Genomic DNA, 18,201 nt, shown 5'->3' on the forward strand with positions numbered 1-18,201 from the left:
TCGCACGCGCAAGACGGCGCAATCAGGAAGCACCAGGAAGAGGAAGGGCCGATCGTGGCTCAGCAGAGCACCGAGACCGACTGGGTCTCCAGGTTCGCGGACGAGGTCATTGCCGAGGCGGAGCGCCGCGCCCCGGGCAAACCGGTCGTCTGCGCCTCGGGCCTGAGCCCGTCCGGCCCGATCCACCTCGGCAACCTCCGCGAGGTCATGACCCCGCACCTCGTCGCCGACGAGATCCGCCGCCGCGGGTACGAGGTCCGTCACCTCATCTCGTGGGACGACTACGACCGCTACCGCAAGGTTCCGGACGGCGTCGCGGGCGTCGACAAGGAGGCCTGGGCCGAGCACATCGGCAAGCCGCTGACCGCGGTGCCGGCCCCGGCCGGTTCGGCGTACCCGAACTGGGCGGAGCACTTCAAGGCCGCCATGAGCGAGGCGCTGGCCGAGCTGGGCGTCGAGTACGACGGCATCAGCCAGACCGAGCAGTACACCGCCGGTGTCTACCGCGAGCAGATCCTGCACGCGATGAAGCACCGCGCGGACATCGACGCGATCCTCGGCCAGTACCGCACCAAGAAGGCGCCGGCCAAGAAGTCGCAGAAGCCGGTCGACGAAGCCGAGCTGGAGGCCGCCGAGGGCTCGGGCGCGGCCGCCGAGGACGACGGCAGCGGCGGCTCGGCCGGCTACTTCCCGTACAAGCCCTACTGCGGGCAGTGCGAGAAGGACCTGACCACGGTCACCTCGTACGACGACGAGACCACCGAGCTGGCCTACACCTGCACCGAGTGCGGCTTCGGCGAAACGGTCCGGCTGAGCGAGTTCAACCGCGGCAAGCTGGTCTGGAAGGTCGACTGGCCGATGCGGTGGGCCTACGAGGGCGTGATCTTCGAGCCGTCCGGTGTCGACCACTCCTCGCCGGGCTCGTCCTTCGTCGTCGGCGGTCAGATCGTCCGGCAGATCTTCGACGGCGACCAGCCCATCGGCCCCATGTACGCCTTCGTCGGCATCAGCGGCATGGCCAAGATGTCGTCGTCGCGGGGCGGGGTGCCGACGCCGGGTGACGCGCTGAAGATCATGGAGGCGCCGCTGCTGCGCTGGCTGTACGCGCGCCGCAAGCCCAACCAGTCCTTCAAGATCGCCTTCGACCAGGAGATCCAGCGGCTCTACGACGAGTGGGACAAGCTGGAGGCCAAGGTCGCCGACGGCACCGCGCTGCCGGCCGACGCCGCCGCGTACGCCCGGGCGGCCCGTACCGCCGCCGGTGAGCTGCCCCGCACGCCGCGGCCGCTGCCGTACCGCACCCTCGCCTCGGTCGCGGACATCACCGCGGGCCACGACGAGCAGACGCTCCGGATCCTCGGCGAACTCGACCCGGACAACCCCGTCACCTCGCTGGACGAGACCCGGCCGCGGCTCGCCAGGGCCGAGTACTGGATCAACACCCAGGTCCCGGCCGAACAGCGCACCATCGTCCGCGACGAGCCCGACGCGGACCTGCTCGGCACGCTCGACGAGCAGTCCCGGGGCTCGCTGCGGCTGCTGCTCGACGGCCTGGACGAGCACTGGTCGCTGGACGGCCTGACCACCCTGGTCTACGGCGTTCCGAAGGTGCAGGCGGGCCTGGAGCCGGACGCCAAGCCGACGCCGGAGCTGAAGGTCGCCCAGCGTGCCTTCTTCGCGCTGCTCTACCAGCTGCTGGTCGGGCGGGACACCGGGCCGCGGCTTCCCACGCTGCTGCTGGCCGTGGGGGCGGACCGGGTGCGGAAGCTGCTGGGGGGCTGACCGGGCTTCGTGGCTGACGGGCGTCCGTTGGTGGCTGATGGGGCCGCCGGTGGCTCATGGGCTGGCGGTGGCTGACGGGTCGTCGGAGCGTCGACCTCGGGGAATCCTCGTCGGGGAGTCGTAGACACCTCGGGGTGGTCTCCGACCGACGGATGACAGCGGGATGAGAAGGGTTCGGCCCCGGGGACGAGGATTCCCGGGGCCGGACCCTTCACGCTGGAGCCATGAGGGGAATCTTAGGTTTCATCATCATGATCCAGGGCGTGATGGGATTCGTCGGGCAGGTCTTCTTCGACCGCGCCTGGGGGTTGCTGCCCCACTGGTTCGATCTGCCGTCGGCCGCCTATGTCGGCCTCTTCGCAGTCGGTGCGGCACTGGCCGCCTGGGGGGACGCGGACAGGAGGCGCAAGGCGAAGCGGCTGAGGGACCGGACGGGGGCCGGGGCGGTCTAGCGGTCCAGGAGCCCATTGCCGTGCGGCCCAGGAGCTCGTTGCCGTACGGATCCGGGCTGCGGGTCAGGCGATGTGCTCGTCCATCATTTCCGCGTTGAGGCGGTCGCTGAACCGGTCCATGTAGCGGTTCAGTTCCCGTGACCGCAGGCGGGTCCCGTACTGGGCCTCCAGGTTGGCCGCGAAGGCGCCCGGTGTGGGCATGCCTTCGCCCTCTATGGAGTGGCGGAACACCTGGTACAGGTCCTCGTCGGTCGGGGTTGCGGTGGGTGCCTGTGCCTGGGCCTGCGTCGTCTGTGCCTGTGCCTGTGCCTGGGGGGCCGGAGCGGGCTGCGGGGCGGCCTCCGGGGTGCCCATGCCGAGTGGGCGCGTTCCGCCCGCACCGTTCGGCACCGGGAACTGCGGGTCGGGCTCCGGCGTGCGGGGCGGCGGTACGGGGGCCTGCTCGTGAGCTGGTGCCTGCTGGTGCTGCTCGTACGCGGGCTGCTGTGCGTCGTACGGGGGCTGGGGCCGGTGCTGCTGCTCAGGGGCGAACGTCGGGTCGTAGTCGCCCTGGTAGGTCACCTGCTGCGGCGCCGCGAACCACTGGTTCGGCAGGTCCTCGGCCCCGGCCGGCTCGTGGGCCTCTGCCGGCTCGTGGGCCTCGACGGGCGCCTGGGCCTCTGCCGGCGTCTGGTTCCCGGCCGGCTCCTGGGCCTTCGGCTCCACGGCGGGTGCCGCGGACCGCGGGGGCGCCGGCAGCAGCTGCGGTTCGATGCCCGCGGCGGCCAGCCCCGCGGGAGCGGTCTGGGCCAGCGGCACCCCGAACCGGGCGAGCCGCAGCGGCATCAGGGACTCCACGGGAGCCTTACGACGCCAGCTCCGCCCGAACCGCGACCGCAGGCGTGCCTGATACACGAGCCGTTCCTGCTCCAGCTTGATCACCGCGTCGTACGACCGCAGCTCCCACAGCTTCATCCGCCGCCACAACAGGAACGTCGGGACGGGCGCCAGCAGCCAGCGCGTGATCCGCACACCCTCCATGTGCTTGTCCGCCGTGATGTCGGCGATCCGCCCGACGGCGTGCCGGGCGGCCTCGACGGTGACGACGAACAGCACCGGGATGACGGCGTGCATGCCCATGCCCAGGGGGTCGGACGCCGCCGCGGCGTTGAACGCCACCGTGGCGACCGTCAGCAGCCACGCCGTCTGCCGCAGCAGCGGGAACGGCATGCGGATCCAGGTCAGCAGCAGATCCAGCGCGAGCAGGACGCAGATGCCCGCGTCGATGCCGAGGGGGAAGAAGTAGGCGAAGGTGCCGAAGCCCTTCTTGAGGGCCAGCTCCCGCACGGCCGCGTAGGAGCCGGCGAAGCCGATGCCGGCGATCACCACCGCGCCGGCGATGACCACTCCGATGAGTATCCGGTGTGTGCGTGTCAGCTTCAGTGGCGCGGCCACCCGAGGACCCCTCCCAGTCGGTCTGTTGCGGGCGACAGCCTGGCACATGCCTACCGGTGGGCGAAGTTCCGGTAGGGGCGGAGCGGTGGAGCCGGGCAACGAGAGGGCCCGCACCGTACCTGGTGCGGGCCCTCTCCGGGCGGCGTCGGTGGGTCAGCCGTTGGCCTTGGTGACGGCGGTGACCGCCTCCTTGGCGGCGGCCTGAGTCTGCTTGAGCAGGTCGGCGGTCTTGGGGGCGTCCGCGCCCGCCAGGCCCGCGCCGTTGTAGTTGATCGACACGACGACGTTGGAGACGCGGGCGACGAGGGTGGTGTTCTTGAAGTTGGTGCCGTCCCGCTTCACGTCGTAGGTGATCGCGGTGGCTTCGTCGCCGGTGCCGGAGGTCTGGACGGTCGCGAGCTTCTTGGCGTTCTTGGTGGCCTTCGCCTCGGATATCTGCTTGGTGTAGAAGTCCGTGGCGCGCTTTTCGCCGCTGCCGACGCCCGGGTCGGAGTCGTAGCGCTGCAGGTTGGTGTCCAGCCAGCGCCACTGGGTGCCGTCGACGCCCTTCTCGTCCGAGCTGGTCCAGGAGCAGGTGCCGTGGGAGGTGTTGTCCGAGGACTTGCCCCGGTCACCGGCGGCGTCCTTCGCCTTGGGCAGCATCTTCTTGACGCTGTCCTTGGAGAACAGCTCGCACGGGTTCGGCAGCGTCTTGTACTTGGCGGGCGCGACGCTCGGCGACGGCTTGGCCGCGCTCTTGGAGGCGGAGGAAGAGGCGTCACCGGAGCTGTCGCTGTCCGAGCCGGAGCAGCCGGCGACGAGCAGCACCGGTACTGCTGCGCAGGTGAGGAGGCTGGCGAGGCGCTTGGCTGAACGGTGCATGGTTCCTTCGCTGTTCGTCGTCGGGCCGGTCCGCCGGGTCGGCGGCCGGCGGGCGCGGCCGTGGTGGTGGCCGTGGGGCCCGCCCCGCCTCGCGTACGGGGCAGGGCTAGACGGCACGGTACGCGGCGCGGCGAGGTGGGTGACCGATTCATGTCGAAGAGCGCAACGCTTACATCGGGCGTTTCCGCTTCTTTCTCGGCGAATCGGTCAATGCGCCCGATCCGGACTATTCGCTGAGGCTGTCGGAGAGCTCGGTGGCCAGGGAACGGGCCTTGTCCTGCAGTTCCTGGCTGTCCGGCAACATCGACTTGTCCGTGGACCACTGGTCGTAAGTGAGCTGCACGATGACGTTCGACGTGCGAAAGACCACAGTGACATCGCGGTGCACGCCGGAGTCCGCTGTGACCAATTTGTCGTTGAGGAACGCCGCGTCGCCGAGGTCGTCCAGGACGCGCGGGGCGGTGGAGCCGGTGGGGTTCGTGCTCGGGTCCGTGCTGGGGTCCGCACTCGGGTCGGATGCCTGCGAGGGGCTGCCGGACGGGGCCTTGCCCGCCTTCTGTGTGGCGCTCCCGCCCGGGGTGCTCTTGCCTGTGGCGCTCCCGCTCGTGGCGTCCTTTTCCCCCGAGCTGTTCGTGACGGTTCCTTCGCCCTTGTCCTTGCCCTTGGGGGCGGACGGGGACGGGGACGGGGCGGCGGGCGAGGGGGAGCCGGCGCCGCCGGACGGTATCTGCGCGGCCAGCTTCTTCTTGTCGAAGATCCCCTGCGCCTTGTCCTCATCGCTGGTGGCGGCGTCGTACGAGACCACACGCTGGATGTCCAGGCCCAGGTGGCGGGTGCCCGCGGTGGTTTCGCGGGTCCAGCGGCAGCCGACGCGGCGGTCGGTGTCGTAGGTGATGTCGGCCACGCCGCCGTAAATCTTCCGAGCCTCGGCGTCCGACAGGTCCTGGCCGTCGCCGGGGAGCATGCTGCGGATGGCCTTGCGCGAGGGCAGCCCGCAGGCCTCCGGGAGGGTCTGGTAGCGGCCCGGCTCGGCGGCCTGGCTGGAGGAGGAGGCGTCGCCGCTCTTGGCGTCGGCGGCGCCGCCGTCGGGGCTGGAGCTGCCGCTGCAGCCGCTGAGGCCCGCGGCCAGCGCCGCGGCCACCACCAGTGCGGCACCGGGTACGAACGGTTTCCGTGGCATCGCTCGCGGCTCCTTCCCCTGCGAAATGCGGTTGCCGCCGGTCGGCGGCCGATGGACACAATGTCTACCGCACGTCTTGCCGCAAACGCCGGTTCACCGTCCAAGATCGGATAATTTGTCCGGCTTTTGCGTTTTTCACAAGTTCGGGGGAATGGGGAAGTTATGTCGTACGTCGAGGTGCCCGGTGCCCAGGTACCGATCCGGATGTGGACGGATCCGGCCACGGTCGAGGACGTCGCGATGCAGCAGCTGCGCAATGTCGCCACCCTGCCGTGGATCAAGGGCCTGGCCGTGATGCCGGATGTCCATTACGGCAAAGGCGCCACCGTCGGCTCGGTGATCGCCCTGCACGGCGCGGTCTGCCCGGCGGCGGTCGGCGTGGACATCGGCTGCGGGATGAGCGCGGTGAAGACCTCGCTCACCGCCAACGACCTCCCCGGTGATCTCTCCCGGCTCCGGTCGAAGATCGAGCAGGCGATTCCGGTGGGTCGCGGGATGCACGAGGATCCGGTCGACCCCGGGCGGCTGCACGGCTACCCGACGGCGGGATGGGGAGACTTCTGGTCGCGGTTCGACGGGGTGGCCGATGCGGTCAAGTTCCGCCAGGAACGCGCCACGAAGCAGATGGGTTCGCTGGGAAGCGGCAACCACTTCATCGAGTTCTGCCTCGACGACACCGGCGCGGTGTGGCTGATGCTGCACTCCGGCTCCCGGAACATCGGCAAGGAGCTCGCCGAGTTCCACATGGGGCAGGCGCAGAAGCTGCCGCACAACCAGGGCCTGGTCGACCGCGATCTCGCCGTCTTCATCGCGGACACCCCGCCGATGGCGGCGTACCGCAACGACCTGTTCTGGGCGCAGGAGTACGCGAAGCACAACCGGGCCGTGATGATGGCGCTCTTCCAGGACGTCGTCCGCAAGGAGTTCAAGAAGGCCAGGCCGACGTTCGAGCCGGTGATCTCCTGCCACCACAACTATGTGGCGGAGGAGCGGTACGACGGCATGGATCTGCTGGTGACCCGTAAGGGGGCGATCCGGGCCGGCAGTGGCGAGTACGGCATCATTCCGGGCTCGATGGGCACCGGCTCGTACATCGTCAGGGGCCTCGGCAACGCCGCGTCCTTCAACTCCGCCTCCCACGGCGCCGGTCGCAAGATGAGCCGGAACGCCGCGAAGAAGCGGTTCTCCACCCAGGACCTGGAGGACCAGACGCGGGGCGTGGAGTGCCGTAAGGACTCCGGTGTGGTGGACGAGATCCCGGGGGCCTACAAGCCGATCGAGAAGGTCATCGATCAGCAGCGGGACCTGGTCGAGGTGGTCGCCAAGCTCAAGCAGGTGGTGTGTGTGAAGGGCTGAGTGCAGGAGTCCACGCGATCGGCAGGCTCCGGAGGGGGACAGGGGCCAGGGGACAGGGGACAGGGGCCAGAGGTAGGGGCCTCGCCAGGGGGAGGGGCCTCGCCGGGCCGTGAACGGCAGTGCGCGGATCGCCCCTCGTGGGCGTCAGGTGGCGCACGGCGCAGGTGTTCCGTGGTGGGGCGCGTGTACCGGAGCACGTTTTACTGCGCGCAGGGGCACCCCCTCCGGACACTCGCCTGCCTGCGCCGTCGCCACCATGCGCCTCAAACTGCCGGTGGAATACGGAAGTCGGCGGACGTCCCCGGTCAGCGACCCGGCGTCAGCGGAGCCAGCGGACGGGTGAGCGGGACGGGCCGCTCTTCGAGAGCCTTCGGCGCGGCCGGCTGCGCGAACCGTCGCGGCTCGGCGGGCGCATCGCGGTCGCACATCGCCTTCGCCTCGAAGGCCCAGATCGCGGTGTCTATCGGGCCCGGCTTGATGTGACCCGTCGCGTCGAGCTGCTGGTACTTGGTCCGGTTGAGCCCGAACGTCATCTGGCGTTTGCCGTCGGGCGTCGAGTACGTCACCGTCTCGGCGCCCCACACCGAGCCGGTGTGTCCCCAGAAGCGCCCGCACACGGTGTCGATCGCCTCGATGCCGAGGCCGTAGCGCGTCAGTACATTGCCCTCTCCGTCCTTGGACTCGACGGTGGTCTGCATCTGGCGGAGTTCGGCGGGGGCGAGAAGTTCGCCGGTCAGCAGCGTCCGGTAGAAGTCGTTCACGTCCTCCATCGTCGAGACCAGCGCCCCGGCGGTACCGGCCCAGGACATGTCGTATGTGCTGTAGTCACGGGCCGGGTTGACCAGTCCGTAGAAGGATTCGTACATCTTGGAATGTGGCCCGGATATCCGTGCGGAGGTCGGGAAATAGGTGTGCTTCAGCCCGGCCTTGCGGATGACATGGCGGGTGATGTACTCCTGCGGATCCTCGCCGGTGACCTTCTGCAGCAGCATTCCCGCGATGACGTAATTGGTGTTCGAGTAAGACCACTTCTCGCCGGGCTTTCCCGTCGGCGCTGCCTGCAGGCCTATGCGTGCGAGCTCCTCAGGGGCGAAGTGGCGGTAACGGTTGGCGTCGATGCTCTCGGTACTCCCCTTGAGGAGGGTGGGAAAGGCGCCAGGGATGTAGTCGGCTATGCCGCTGGTGTGGTTGAGCAGCATCCGGATGGTGATCTTCCGGCCGCGCTCACCGGGGGCGAGGTCGGGGAGGTAACGGGCCAGGGGGGCGTCCAGATCGATCCGGCCCGCGCTGACCTGCTGCAGCACGGCGACGGAGGTGAACGCCTTGGTGAGGCTGCCCACCCGGTGTTGCATCTGCGGCCCGACGGGGCGGTTGGTGGCGATGTCGGCGACACCGGCCGCACCCCGCCATTCGTCCCGGCCCTCCCGGACGGCCGCGTAGGCACCGTACATACCCGCTTTGCGTAGTGCTGCCAGTCTCTCGTCCAGTGCTTTGTGGTCGAGACGGCCCGGGTGGGCCGTCGTTCCTGCGGCGGCATGGGCGCCGGGCGCGGGGGCCGTTGCGGCCTGGGCCGGTACCGCCGCTGCCACCAGTGAGAGCATCACGGCCGTGGTGGTGCCGGCGATTCGTAAACGACGGCGGCGGGCCGGGTGGGGCAGGGACATGTCTTCTCCCGTCACAACTTCCTGCTATTGCGGCCGATCACGCATGTGATCTCGGTCGCCTCGATTCTCTCGACCGGCCGTCGTCCCCAGAGTCCTCCCGCAGAACGATCTGTCTCATCAACACTCATGACATTTGTCAGGCGTCTACGAGCCCGAAGTGTGCATGCCTGCAGCGCAATTGACGGAACGGTGACTACCGGAACTGCGGCCACCGGAACTGCGACCACCGGAACTATGACTACCGGGACTGTGATTCCCGGAACTGTGGCTGCTGAACGGGGGGTTCAGGAATTGCGCGTGTCCGGAGTGTGCGTGGTGTCGAGCCGTGCTTGGTCCGCGTGGTGTGAGGGCAGCAGGAAGATGCCGAGGCCATGTGAGGACCGTCGAGCAGCGCCTGCGGGGGCCTGCAAGCCGATCGAGAGGTCGTCGATCAGCAGTGGGACCTGGTCGAGGTCGTCGCCGAGCTCACGCAGGTCGTCTGGGTGGAGGGCTGGTCTTCGGTGCTGCGCGTGATCGATGGTCCGTGCCGGCGGCGGCCGTTGGGGCTGAGGGGGTGGCGGCCCGGAGTGGCGGAGATTTCACCAGGGGCGGCACAGTCGCCTTAGCGGAAAGCGTCGCTTATGTGTCTTTCCTTGGAACCGAAAGCTGCGGAAGCAAGAGGCGAGGTGCGGCGGTGGGGATCGATGCGTGATACAAGATCCGGAACCGATATGAAATCGCAGGTTTGAAAGAGGTTTCGGGTATCCGCGCGAGGCAAGCAAGGAGGGCATGAGCAATCCCCATGAACCCATACCCGCACATGACACCTACCACCCCTATGGCCATAACGGGGGCGCCTATGGGCGTAACCAGGATGGCACCGGGGCAAACCGGGCAGCATTGATCATCCATACGCTCGCGGACATCGCGGCAGGATTTCTGGGCCTCTGGATCCTGCTGTACCTGCTTGAGGCAAACCAGGGAAATGTCTTTGTCGGCTTTGTGCACGGTATGGCCGACTTCCTCGCCGGCTGGTCTCAGGACATCTTCACCATGAAGCTCGAAGGTCTGCGGGTTTTCCTCAATTACGGCCTGCCTGCCGTGATTTACCTTCTGCTCGGTCATGGGATCGCTGCGCGGGTACGCCGCCTCTGACCGCATTCGGACCGGATTTGAGAGGCGTGGCCGGTGTGCCCGCCGTCCCGGATACCGGGACTGTGACTGCCGGGACTGCGGTGCCGGGACGGTCCGCGAGCGCGTTGCGTAGGCCGGTGGTCGGCGAGGTCCGTGATCAGATCGTGCAGAGATATCGCGGATCTCGCGACACGGCGTCGCCGGCCGTGCCCGGCGCGTACCAGCTGTCTTTCGCTGTCACGCGGCTCAGCCACTGGTGGTGTCCAGTCACTCGCCCGGCGCGGGTGGCGCGGTGCGGCGCAGCCCACCCTGCGCATTCTCTACGCAGAATGGGCACGTACTCGCTGCCGAATCCCGTTTCGCAGAGGGCACGCCCGCTCCCGGGGTTGATATGTCCTTCGCGTGGCACTGTCGGTGCCTCTCCACAATCCCTGGTCGGCGAAAAGTACGTGAAGGAGTCGTCACCATCCCGTCGGAAATTCCGCCGGCCAACACCGTGCGATACCGGACCGTCTGCAGAAATGACCGACGGGTCGGGGTAGCCGGGCCGCCCGTGGGCGTGGTTTGATCTCGCGGCAATCGGAAGTTGCGCATCCGCTTCCGGGTGTCAGGGGTCGTAAAACCGGCAGGAGCAGCGTGTCGCCGGGCCGGCCGATACCACTCATTGATCGCCGCGAACCACCAAGGGAAGGGCCAGCCATGCGTAAGGACTCCATGCCCCAGAACGAGGCTCACGAGATCGCCGACAGTGAACTGGACAATGTCTCCGGAGGAATTCTCGGGGCCGAAAACCTGCTGGGCGGCGGAGCCTCCTCCCTGCCTGCTCTGCCTGCTCTGCCTGCTCTGCCTGCGCTGCCCGCTCTGGGCGGTTCGGTTTCGGGCGGCGTGAGCGGTCAGCTCGGCCCCGTCTCGGGCCATGCAGGGATTTCCGGCGGCGCCGGCATCTGACGTCATATTCAGCCAGTGAATCCTGGTCTGCCGCACTCACCCCACTGGTTCAGATTCATCCGCATTCCAGTGGGGTGATCATGGGGCAGACCCGGCGCGCCGGGCGGTCTCCAGGGATCGTTGGAACGGTCGAGGTCGTCGCCATGCTCAAGCAGGTGGTGTGTGAAGGGCTGGGCGGCTGAGGGACGGAGAGGGCTGAGTGGCCTGTGAGGGCTCAGTCCCGGGGCGGCCCGGCGCAGTGTGCGCCGGGCCGCTCTTCGTATGCCGCCGGGCCGCCCATGTCTGCGTGCGGCGTGTCCTTTGTGGGGCCTGCCCCGGGTGGGGCGCGTGTCTTACATGGGGCAGGCCGACGTGTCTCAGGTGGTGCGGTGGACCTTGGAGTTGGAGGCCTGGGCGCGGGGGCGGACCACCAGCAGGTCGATGTTGACGTGGGCGGGGCGGGTGATCGCCCAGGTGATGGTGTCGGCGACATCGTCCGCGTTCAGCGGCTGGTCGACGCCCTCATAGACCTTGGCCGCCTTGGCGGCGTCGCCACGGAAGCGGGTGGTGGCGAACTCGTCGGTCTTGACCATGCCCGGGGCGACCTCGATGACGCGCACCGGCTCGCCGCACAGCTCCAGACGGAGCGTTTCCGCGATGACATGGGCGCCGTGCTTGGCGGCGACATAACCGCCGCCGCCCTCGTAGGTGCCGTGGCCGGCGGTGGAGGAGAGCACGACGACCGTGCCCTCGCCGGAGGCGGTGAGGGCGGGCAGCAGCGCCTGGGTCATGTGGAGCACGCCCAGCACATTGACCTCGTACATCGCGCGCCAGTCGGCGGGGTCGCCGGTGGCGACCGGCTCCGCGCCGTAGGCCCCGCCGGCGTTGTTGACCAGGACGTCGACGGAGGGGTAGCGGTCGAGGGCGGCCGCGAAGGCGTCGACGGCGGCGCGGTCGGTGACGTCGAGGGCGTAGGCCTCGGCGTCCGGCAGCTCGGCGGCGAGCTCCTCGATGCGGTCCTTGCGGCGGGCGGTGAGCACCACGCGGTAGCCGGCAGCGGCCAGGGCGCGCGCGGTGGCGGCGCCGATGCCGCTGCTCGCTCCGGTGACGACGGCGGTACGGACCTCGGCGGTCATGGCACTCTCCTCGGGCTGTGTGGGGTCCCCCTGTTGCTCAAGAGCTCGGGGGAGGGCGGTCTGCGGCCAGGATATGCAGGAGCCCCAGTGGCCTCAGCGGCCCCTGGGGGCATACATGATCACTGCCATTCCGGCCAGGCAGATCAGTGCGCCGGTCACATCCCAGCGGTCGGGGCGGTAGCCGTCGGCGATCGCGCCCCACGCCAGTGATCCGGCGACGAAGACGCCGCCGTACGCGGCGAGGATACGGCCGAAAGCGGCGTCCGGCTGGAACGTGGCCACCCAGCCGTACACCCCGAGCGCGATCACTCCGGCGCCGATCCAGACCCAGCCCTTGTGTTCGCGCACGCCCTGCCAGACCAGCCAGGCGCCGCCGATTTCGAAGAGGGCGGCGACGAGGAAGAGGGCGGCGGAGCGGGCGAACAGCATGCGTGAAGCCTACGGAACCGGGGACCTGGCGGGCTCCGGGTGAGGTCCGGCGGGGCGGGCAGGGGGTCTTTCAGCGCCGGGCGGGGATTCGTCTGGGGCGGGCAGGGGGTTTCGGGGTGCTGTGAGCGGCCGGCTGTCAGTGGGGTGTGAGAGTTTCGGGGCATGCTGATCGAACGGGCTTACGTGGACGTTCCGGCGGGGGAGGGGGCGGCCGGGGACGGCTGGCCCTGGACGGTGCCGTGTGTGCGCCAGCTGGTCGACGAAGGGCTGGCCTTCCGTGCTCCGGTCACTTTCCTGGTGGGGGAGAACGGTTCGGGCAAGTCGACGCTGGCCGAGGCGCTGGCGGAAGGCTTCGGGCTGGATTCGTACGGCGGATCGGCGGGATACAAGTACGCGAGTTCGCGGGAAGCGTCGCTGCTCGGTGGGCTGATGCGGTTCGATCCGACGCGGGAGGGCCGCCGGATGGTGCGCGGACCACGGGTCCGCCGGCGGGGGTTCTTCCTACGGGCGGAGACGGCGCTGGAGGCGCTGAACGGGGAGCAGAGGTCGAACCGGCTGTCCCGGTCCCCGGACGAGATGAGCCACGGGGAGGGCTTTTTGATGGCCTTCCGGGAACGGTTCTCGCAGCAGGGCCTGTATGTGATGGACGAACCTGAGGCGGCCCTGTCCTTCTCCTCCTGTCTGGAACTGGTCGGGTTGATGGACGAGTTGGGGAGGGGCGGCGCGCAGATCATCTGCGCCACGCACTCACCGCTGCTGACGGCGCTGCCCGGCGCGGCGATCGTGGAGGTCGGCGAGCACGGGATGCGGAGCGTGGAGTGGGCGGAACTGGGGCTGGTCGACCACTGGCGGCGCTATCTCAACGATCCCCGGGCGTATCTGCGGCATGTGCTGGAGGGGTGAGGGAGGCGGGCCGGCCGGTGGCTATGGAGCCGCCGTCCTCGGGCGGGGCGCCGGTCCAGTGGAGGAGGGCGGAGCGTAGCGCCGCGGCGCGTGCGGCGGGGGCTGTGGCATCGGTGGCCCAGGCGATATAGCCGTCGGGGCGGACGAGAAGCGCCGTGCGGCGGCCGCTGTGCCAGGAGGCGGTGACGAATCGGGTGGCGGCGGGCCCGGGGGAGTCCTCCTTGGGCGGGGGAGTGTGGGGGATGCCGGGCTCGTCGGAGGGGGCGAGGAGGACGAACGTCCCCTGGCGCAGGAGGGCGTAGAGGCGGCCGCCGTCGGCCAGGCGGATATCGGGGGCGCGCCGGCCGGCGAGGGGGTGGGCGCCGGGCCCGGCCGGGTAGGCGATGCCGATGCCGGAGATGGCGCGGATCGCACGGCCGGACAGCGGCCGCAGATGGTTGACGAGCCGGGCGGCGAGCGTGCGGACGGCGCGGCCGGGGGCGGTGTGCAGCAGGGCGAGCCGGATGAGGGCGCCGCTGCTGCGCAGCACCTGCCTGCCCACCGGGTGGCGCTCGGTCTGATAGCTGTCCAGCAGGCTGTCGGGGGAGTGGCCCCGGAGCACCGCGGCGAGCTTCCAGCTGAGGTTGGCGGCGTCCTGGAGGCCGGTGTTCATGCCCTGGCCGCCGGCGGGGGAGTGCACATGCGCGGCATCGCCGGCCAGGAACACGCGGCCCACGCGGTATTGGGGGACCTGGCGCTCGTCGCTGTGGAAGCGGGAGACCCAGCGGACTTCGGGGACGCCGTACTCACTGCCGAGGACGAGTCGGGTGAACTCGTGGACCTCGTCGAGACCGACGGGCGCGTCGTCGTCGGCCTGGCGATGGCGGTTCCAGCCGATGATGCGGTACCAGCCGTCGCCGAACGAGCCGACCAGGGCGAAGGCGTCGTCGTTGGCGGTGACGGTGAAGGGGGACTCGGGCTCCCGGCTCAGCCGGATGTCGGCGAGCACCAGGGAACGGATCACGGACTTGCCGGGGAACGGCAGGCCGAGGGCTTCGCGGACGGTGCTGCGGACGCCATCGGTGCCGACGGCGTAGGCGGCGCGGAGGCTGCCGAGGCCGTCGGCGGTACGGAAGCGCATGGTCACGCCGTCGGCGTCCTGATCGAGGCCGAGCACTTCGGAGTCGTGGCGGAAGACGACCCCGGCCCGGCGGGCCCGCCGCTCCAGCAGCCGCTCCACCTCGAACTGCGGGGTGATCAGTACGAACGGGAAGCGGGAGCGGAGCCGGGTCGCATCGAAGGTGGTGTCCCCGAACAGGCGGATGGCGGGGACCCGATGGCCGCCGGCGACGAGCTCGTCGGCGAGGCCGCGGGCGTCCAGTTGCTCAAGGGTGCGGGCATGGACCGCCAGGGCTCGGGTGAGATTGCTGATCGTGGCGGGGCGGCGCTCCAGCAGCGTGACACCCAGGCCCGCCTCGGCGAGGTCCCCGGCGAGCAGCAGGCCGGTCGGGCCTGCGCCCACGACGATGACGTCCGTATCGCGGGGCGACCGGTCGTGGTCCGTCCGGTCGTGGTCGTGGTTCATGGCATCCATGGCTTCCGCCTCCTGTGCCTATGCCTATGTCTATGCCTGTGCCGGTTTCTGTGTCTGCGCCGTGCCTGTGTGGGTGTCGCTGCCTGTGCCTGCAGCACTGCCAACGCTTGTTGGTCAACGCTTGTTGGCAAGCGTAAGGCGGGCGGATCTGGTGTGTCAACAGGTGTTGGCCTACAGTTGTTGACATGGTCGAACACGCTCCCTCCGCCGCCGATGCCGCGTCTGCAGTGCCTGAGGTGCCCGCCGCGCCCGCCGCGCCCGCCGCGTCCGACGGCCCGGCGGACCCCGCCCGCCCCCGCCGCTCCGCCGCGACGCGCGCCGCGATCCTGGCCGCCGCACGGGACCGCTTCGCCGCGGACGGCTATGAGCGCGCCACCATTCGGGCCATCGCCAGGGACGCGGACATCGACCCGTCGATGGTGATGCGCTACTACGGCAACAAGGCCGGTCTCTTCGCGGCCGCCTCCGAGATCGAGGTGCACGCCCCGGACCTCAGTCACGTACCGCGCGACGAGGCCGGTGCCCGGCTCGTACGCCACTTCCTGGAGCGCTGGGAGTGCGATGAGACGCTGACCGGCATGATGCGCGTCGGCGTCACCAACGAGGCGGGTGCGCAGCGGATGCGAGGCGTGTTCGCCGAACAGATCAAGCCGGTCCTGGCCGCCGTCTGCCCGGTGCCCGACGAGGCGCCGACCCGTGCCGCGCTGATCGCCTCCCAGATACTCGGCATGGCACTGTGCCGCTATGTGCTGCACATCCCGCCGGCCGTGAACCTCAGCCACGACGAGCTCGTCGCCTGGCTGGCCCCCACCGTCCAGCGCTATCTGACGGCCGAACGGCCCTGATGCCCGAACGGCCCTGATGCCCGAACGGCTCTGATGCCCGAACGGCTCTGATGCCCGAACGGCTCTGAGGGCCGAACGGCCCTGATGCCCGAACGGCTCTGAGGGCCCCGGCGGCGGCCGGAGTCAGCGGGCGTAGGCGGTGGGCGGGACCCCGACGGTGGCGCTGACCTCGCGGATCAGATGAGCCTGATCGCTGTAGCCCAGTTCGGCCGCGAGCGCGGCCCAGTCGACCTCCGCGTCGGACACGGCGCGCTCCAGTGCCTCGTGCACCCGGTAGCGCAGCAGTACCCACTTGGGGCTGACCCCGACATATCCGGCGAACAGCCGCTGCAGGGCCCGTACGGACATGCCCTCGGCCTGTGCGAAGTCCGTGACCCGGCGGATCGTACGGTCCGTGCGGATCCGGTCGGCCAGCCCCATGGCGAGGTCGGCCTGGGCGAGGATCCGGGGTCCGGCCCGCACGCGCGGGATCAAAAACGCGTCGAGCGCGGCCACCCGCGCGTCCTCGTCGTCCGGTTCCAGTACGGCGGCCGCGGCATCGGCGACCGTGACGCCGGTGGCCCCGAACACCGTCGCCAGCGGCAACCGGCGGTCCGTCCAGTCCGTGGCGGGCCGCTCCGGGGTGAACGGCCGGAACCCGCCGGGCCGGAACTGCACCCCGCACACCCGCCCGCGCCCCGTCAGCTGCTGCGCGAACAGCTCCAGCCCGACGCCCGCGACCTCACCGAAACCGGGCCGGTCGGCGTACCGCTGGAAGACGAGGTTCACGCAGGGGTGCGGAACGACATGTGTGGCGTACGGCTCGGACAGGTCCCAGTCGATCAGCCAGTAGTGCTCGACATAGGGGCGCAGCGGCGCGGCGGGGGTGCGGCGGCTGAACTGCACCCGCGTGAAGAGTCCGGGGGCGTCGACGATGCCCCGGGTATCGCGCCGTGGAGCGGCCATGCCTGGATTTTAGGGGTGCCCGTGCCGCCCCGCCCGTGTCGTCCCGCCCACACCGTCCCGCCGGCCCGCGAGGGCGGGCCGCAGCGGTCGGGCGGGCTGCCGCGGGCCCGGTCGCGCGGGCTGTCGCATTTTTTCAAGCCACCCCCGGACGCGGCCCCGTAGCGTCGTCGCCATGACCGATATGCAAGACATTCCGGACGAAATATCCGCGAAGGGGGCAGGGGCGGCCCCCGCGGCCTCACCCGCCCCCGCGCCCCCACCGATCAGTGCGCTGCTCGAAGCGGCGGCCGGCGCGGCGCTCCCCATACTGCGCGGGGTGCGTGACGACCAGCTGGAACTGCCCACCCCGTGTGCCGAGTACGACCTGCGGGCGCTGCTCAACCACCTCTTCCAGGTGGTCGTCGCGTTCCAGACGTTGGCCGCCAAGAAGGACGTGGACTTCAGCACCACGCCCGACCGGCTCGGCGAATACGGCGCGCGGTGGCCCGACCGGTTCGCGGACGAGACGGCGCTGCTGGTCGAGGCGTGGGCGGCGCCGGGCGCGGAGGACGGCCTGACCGGCGGAATGAACCTGCCGGCACGGACCGTCGGCGCGATGGTGCTGCTGGATCTGACGGTGCACGCCTGGGACGTGGCGCGGGCCACCGGCCGGCCGTACGCGCCGGCCGCCGGGTGCGTGGCCGAGCTGCGGACGCTGGTCGCACAGATGGCCCCGACGGCCCGGAAGATGAACGTCTTCAGTGACCCGCTCCCCGTCCCGTCCGGCGCGTCCGCTCTCGACGCCCTGCTGGCGGAGACCGGCCGCGACCCGTATGGGACGGCCGGCTGACGGGCCGTCGGCCGCCGGGCGGCCCCTCCGCCCGCGCTCGGCCACCTGGCTCGAATGGGCCCGCACCGCATTGCCGTCGCCCCTAGCCTGGTCCACGACCCGGCAGTCGGTAGCCGGCAGCCGGTAGACCGAGGGGAGGCAGCCGCGGATGGAAGAACAGCGGAGCAACGAGCGGCGGACGGACGAGCAACGGACGGAAGATCAGCGGACGGACGAGCAGCCGATGCCCCCTGACCGGCTCCCCGCGGCGCTGATCGATTTCTACGGACTGGCGCCGCTGCCCCGTGAAGGCGGACGGTTCCGGCGTACCTGGGCGGGCCCCGAGCGTGCCGACGGACGGCCCGAGGGCTCGGCGATCGTGATGCTGCTGACCGCCGAGCCGGGCGACTTCTCCGCCCTGCACCGGCTGCCCACCGACGAGATCTGGCACTTCTACCGCGGTGATCCACTCGCCCTGTTCCTGCTCCCGGAAGACGGCGGTGCCCCGGCCCGCACGGTCATCCTCGGGCCGGACGTGCTCGGCGGGCAGCACGTCCAGTTCACGGTGCCGGCCGGTACGTGGATGGCCGCCGAGGTCGCCGACGGCGGCTCCTGGACGCTCTTCGGCTGCACGATGGCGCCGGGTTTCACCTTCGAGGACTACGAGCACGGGGTCGCCGCCGAACTCGCCGCGCGCTTCCCCCAGGAGGCAGCGCGGATCGCCGCCCTGAGCCGACCATGACCGAACGGTCCACGACGGACCCGATCGCGGCCGAACGGTCCACGACGGACC

The 18,201-nt window shown here is 70.2% G+C and carries 17 protein-coding genes; 9 read left to right on the forward strand and 8 right to left on the reverse strand.

The window, feature by feature from the left end; genetic code table 11:
- Nucleotides 1-54 precede the first annotated feature (54 nt).
- On the forward strand, nt 55-1,782 hold the full coding sequence (lysS, locus tag D9V36_RS24310) for a lysine--tRNA ligase (protein ID WP_129295632.1): 1,728 nt from the start codon (nt 55-57) through the stop codon (nt 1,780-1,782).
- A 224-nt stretch (nt 1,783-2,006) separates the two neighbouring features.
- Entirely contained in the window at nt 2,007-2,234 is a 228-nt protein-coding gene (locus D9V36_RS24315; protein WP_129295633.1) for a hypothetical protein, read from the forward strand.
- Nucleotides 2,235-2,297: 63 nt separating this feature from the next.
- Here D9V36_RS24315 and D9V36_RS24320 read toward each other — a convergent pair whose 3' ends face one another.
- From D9V36_RS24320 to D9V36_RS24330, 3 genes are all read right to left on the reverse strand, one after another.
- A complete protein-coding gene (locus D9V36_RS24320; protein ID WP_129295634.1) occupies nt 2,298-3,668 on the reverse strand; it encodes a DUF2637 domain-containing protein in 1,371 nt (456 codons plus the stop codon).
- 153 nt (nt 3,669-3,821) lie between these two features.
- Nucleotides 3,822-4,529: a DUF3558 domain-containing protein gene (locus D9V36_RS24325; RefSeq protein WP_129295635.1), complete on the reverse strand. Its 708-nt coding sequence runs from the start codon at nt 4,527-4,529 to the stop codon at nt 3,822-3,824.
- A gap of 226 nt (nt 4,530-4,755) precedes the next feature.
- Nucleotides 4,756-5,709: a hypothetical protein gene (locus tag D9V36_RS24330; protein WP_129295636.1), complete on the reverse strand. Its 954-nt coding sequence runs from the start codon at nt 5,707-5,709 to the stop codon at nt 4,756-4,758.
- Nucleotides 5,710-5,871: 162 nt separating this feature from the next.
- On the opposite strand from D9V36_RS24330, the gene D9V36_RS24335 reads away from it, so the two are divergent.
- Nucleotides 5,872-7,065 (forward strand): RtcB family protein, encoded by a 1,194-nt coding sequence (locus D9V36_RS24335; RefSeq protein WP_129295637.1) that lies wholly within the window; start codon nt 5,872-5,874, stop codon nt 7,063-7,065.
- A gap of 305 nt (nt 7,066-7,370) precedes the next feature.
- Here the strand turns inward: D9V36_RS24335 and D9V36_RS24340 are convergent, their stop codons facing one another.
- Nucleotides 7,371-8,729, reverse strand: a complete 1,359-nt coding sequence (locus D9V36_RS24340) for a serine hydrolase domain-containing protein (protein WP_241721013.1) — start codon at nt 8,727-8,729, stop codon at nt 7,371-7,373.
- A gap of 768 nt (nt 8,730-9,497) precedes the next feature.
- On the opposite strand from D9V36_RS24340, the gene D9V36_RS24345 reads away from it, so the two are divergent.
- Together D9V36_RS24345 and D9V36_RS24350 are read left to right on the forward strand one after the other, a co-directional pair.
- Complete coding sequence (locus D9V36_RS24345; protein ID WP_241721014.1) at nt 9,498-9,863, forward strand: hypothetical protein; 366 nt, start codon at nt 9,498-9,500, stop codon at nt 9,861-9,863.
- A gap of 678 nt (nt 9,864-10,541) precedes the next feature.
- Complete coding sequence (locus tag D9V36_RS24350; protein ID WP_164993024.1) at nt 10,542-10,790, forward strand: type A2 lantipeptide; 249 nt, start codon at nt 10,542-10,544, stop codon at nt 10,788-10,790.
- Nucleotides 10,791-11,146: 356 nt separating this feature from the next.
- Here D9V36_RS24350 and D9V36_RS24355 read toward each other — a convergent pair whose 3' ends face one another.
- Complete coding sequence (locus tag D9V36_RS24355; RefSeq protein ID WP_129295639.1) at nt 11,147-11,905, reverse strand: SDR family NAD(P)-dependent oxidoreductase; 759 nt, start codon at nt 11,903-11,905, stop codon at nt 11,147-11,149.
- A gap of 93 nt (nt 11,906-11,998) precedes the next feature.
- On the reverse strand, nt 11,999-12,334 hold the full coding sequence (locus tag D9V36_RS24360; protein WP_129295640.1) for a YnfA family protein: 336 nt from the start codon (nt 12,332-12,334) through the stop codon (nt 11,999-12,001).
- A gap of 162 nt (nt 12,335-12,496) precedes the next feature.
- On the opposite strand from D9V36_RS24360, the gene D9V36_RS24365 reads away from it, so the two are divergent.
- Nucleotides 12,497-13,237: an AAA family ATPase gene (locus D9V36_RS24365; protein WP_129295641.1), complete on the forward strand. Its 741-nt coding sequence runs from the start codon at nt 12,497-12,499 to the stop codon at nt 13,235-13,237.
- On the opposite strand, the gene D9V36_RS24370 is transcribed toward D9V36_RS24365, so the two are convergent.
- On the reverse strand, nt 13,194-14,810 hold the full coding sequence (locus D9V36_RS24370) for an FAD-dependent monooxygenase (RefSeq protein WP_129295642.1): 1,617 nt from the start codon (nt 14,808-14,810) through the stop codon (nt 13,194-13,196). The genes D9V36_RS24365 and D9V36_RS24370 overlap by 44 nt on opposite strands.
- 185 nt (nt 14,811-14,995) lie before the next feature.
- On the opposite strand from D9V36_RS24370, the gene D9V36_RS24375 reads away from it, so the two are divergent.
- Nucleotides 14,996-15,655: a TetR family transcriptional regulator gene (locus D9V36_RS24375; RefSeq protein ID WP_129295643.1), complete on the forward strand. Its 660-nt coding sequence runs from the start codon at nt 14,996-14,998 to the stop codon at nt 15,653-15,655.
- 123 nt (nt 15,656-15,778) lie between these two features.
- On the opposite strand, the gene D9V36_RS24380 is transcribed toward D9V36_RS24375, so the two are convergent.
- Nucleotides 15,779-16,600, reverse strand: a complete 822-nt coding sequence (locus D9V36_RS24380) for a helix-turn-helix domain-containing protein (RefSeq protein WP_129295644.1) — start codon at nt 16,598-16,600, stop codon at nt 15,779-15,781.
- Nucleotides 16,601-16,772: 172 nt separating this feature from the next.
- Between D9V36_RS24380 and D9V36_RS24385 the strand changes: the two genes are divergently transcribed.
- Both D9V36_RS24385 and D9V36_RS24390 read left to right on the forward strand, forming a co-directional pair.
- Nucleotides 16,773-17,429, forward strand: a complete 657-nt coding sequence (locus D9V36_RS24385; RefSeq protein ID WP_241721015.1) for a TIGR03086 family metal-binding protein — start codon at nt 16,773-16,775, stop codon at nt 17,427-17,429.
- A gap of 223 nt (nt 17,430-17,652) precedes the next feature.
- Complete coding sequence (locus D9V36_RS24390) at nt 17,653-18,150, forward strand: cupin domain-containing protein (protein WP_129298657.1); 498 nt, start codon at nt 17,653-17,655, stop codon at nt 18,148-18,150.
- The last annotated feature ends 51 nt before the right edge of the window (nt 18,151-18,201 follow it).

The organism is Streptomyces lydicus, from assembly GCF_004125265.1.
In the GTDB taxonomy this organism is placed as follows: Bacteria; Actinomycetota; Actinomycetes; order Streptomycetales; family Streptomycetaceae; genus Streptomyces; species Streptomyces lydicus_C.

What these genes read in the sequence shown, in the direction of transcription:
- D9V36_RS24335 (WP_129295637.1), top strand. Translation starts at nt 5,872, where the DNA reads ATGTCGTACGTCGAGGTGCCCGGTGCCCAGGTACCGATCCGGATGTGG.
- D9V36_RS24370 (WP_129295642.1), bottom strand. Translation starts at nt 14,810, where the DNA reads ATGGATGCCATGAACCACGACCACGACCGGACGGACCACGACCGGTCG.
- D9V36_RS24360 (WP_129295640.1), bottom strand. Translation starts at nt 12,334, where the DNA reads ATGCTGTTCGCCCGCTCCGCCGCCCTCTTCCTCGTCGCCGCCCTCTTC.
- D9V36_RS24390 (WP_129298657.1), top strand. Translation starts at nt 17,653, where the DNA reads ATGCCCCCTGACCGGCTCCCCGCGGCGCTGATCGATTTCTACGGACTG.
- D9V36_RS24345 (WP_241721014.1), top strand. Translation starts at nt 9,498, where the DNA reads ATGAGCAATCCCCATGAACCCATACCCGCACATGACACCTACCACCCC.
- D9V36_RS24355 (WP_129295639.1), bottom strand. Translation starts at nt 11,905, where the DNA reads ATGACCGCCGAGGTCCGTACCGCCGTCGTCACCGGAGCGAGCAGCGGC.
- D9V36_RS24330 (WP_129295636.1), bottom strand. Translation starts at nt 5,709, where the DNA reads ATGCCACGGAAACCGTTCGTACCCGGTGCCGCACTGGTGGTGGCCGCG.
- D9V36_RS24385 (WP_241721015.1), top strand. Translation starts at nt 16,773, where the DNA reads ATGACCGATATGCAAGACATTCCGGACGAAATATCCGCGAAGGGGGCA.
- D9V36_RS24350 (WP_164993024.1), top strand. Translation starts at nt 10,542, where the DNA reads ATGCGTAAGGACTCCATGCCCCAGAACGAGGCTCACGAGATCGCCGAC.
- D9V36_RS24375 (WP_129295643.1), top strand. Translation starts at nt 14,996, where the DNA reads ATGGTCGAACACGCTCCCTCCGCCGCCGATGCCGCGTCTGCAGTGCCT.
- D9V36_RS24325 (WP_129295635.1), bottom strand. Translation starts at nt 4,529, where the DNA reads ATGCACCGTTCAGCCAAGCGCCTCGCCAGCCTCCTCACCTGCGCAGCA.
- D9V36_RS24365 (WP_129295641.1), top strand. Translation starts at nt 12,497, where the DNA reads ATGCTGATCGAACGGGCTTACGTGGACGTTCCGGCGGGGGAGGGGGCG.
- D9V36_RS24315 (WP_129295633.1), top strand. Translation starts at nt 2,007, where the DNA reads ATGAGGGGAATCTTAGGTTTCATCATCATGATCCAGGGCGTGATGGGA.
- D9V36_RS24340 (WP_241721013.1), bottom strand. Translation starts at nt 8,729, where the DNA reads ATGTCCCTGCCCCACCCGGCCCGCCGCCGTCGTTTACGAATCGCCGGC.
- D9V36_RS24380 (WP_129295644.1), bottom strand. Translation starts at nt 16,600, where the DNA reads ATGGCCGCTCCACGGCGCGATACCCGGGGCATCGTCGACGCCCCCGGA.